1 protein-coding gene is annotated in these 650 nt (G+C 68.5%); it reads left to right on the top strand.

Features of this window, described 5'->3' with window-relative positions:
- Positions 1-39: 39 nt before the first annotated feature.
- Positions 40-650: IS982 family transposase (locus tag AC3EO4_RS55710; protein WP_431905000.1), on the top strand; the 611-nt coding region annotated here is incomplete at its 3' end.

Raw genomic sequence — 650 nt, 5'->3', positions numbered from 1 at the left:
TAGCTGCAGGGATAGGGCGAGGGTGTCGATGCTCGATGTGTGACGAACGAGTTAGACACCCTCGCAACCGCACTGTACGTGCGAATCGACGACGCGTTGAAGGCCCAACCACACCTGGCTCCCTGGCGGCCGAAGGTCGGCCTCGCTCCCACGCTCAGTGACGCCGAGCTCGTCACCCTGGCGGTGTTGTCAGCGCTGCTGGGCTTCACCTCCGAACGGCGCTGGCTGCGGCACGCCCGCACCGAGCTGGCCGGGATGTTTCCGTACCTGCCCGGCCAGTCCGGCTACAACCGGCGGCTGCGCAACGCCTGCGATCTGGTCGTCCACATGATCCGGATGCTGGCCGCCGACACCTCGCTGTGGAGTGACGATGTGTGGGTGGCCGATTCCACACCGGTGGAATGCGGCCGCTCCCGCGACACCGCCCGCCGCTCGGATCTGGCCGGGTGGGCGCAGTACGGCTACTGCGCCAGTCACTCTCGGTATTTCTGGGGGCTGCGGCTGCATCTGCTGTGCACGCTGGGCGGGCTGCCGGTGCTGTTCGCCCTCAGCGGTGCCAAGGCCGACGAGCGTGAGGTGCTGGTGGGCATGCTGCAGGCCGCGCCGGACGTCCTGGCCGCCCACCCGCAGCAGACGATCATCGCCGATCG

Source organism: Nonomuraea sp. bgisy101 (genome assembly GCF_057708945.1).
The sequence above is the reverse complement of the archived record's forward strand: the minus strand, read 5'-3'. Positions and strand labels throughout refer to the sequence as shown.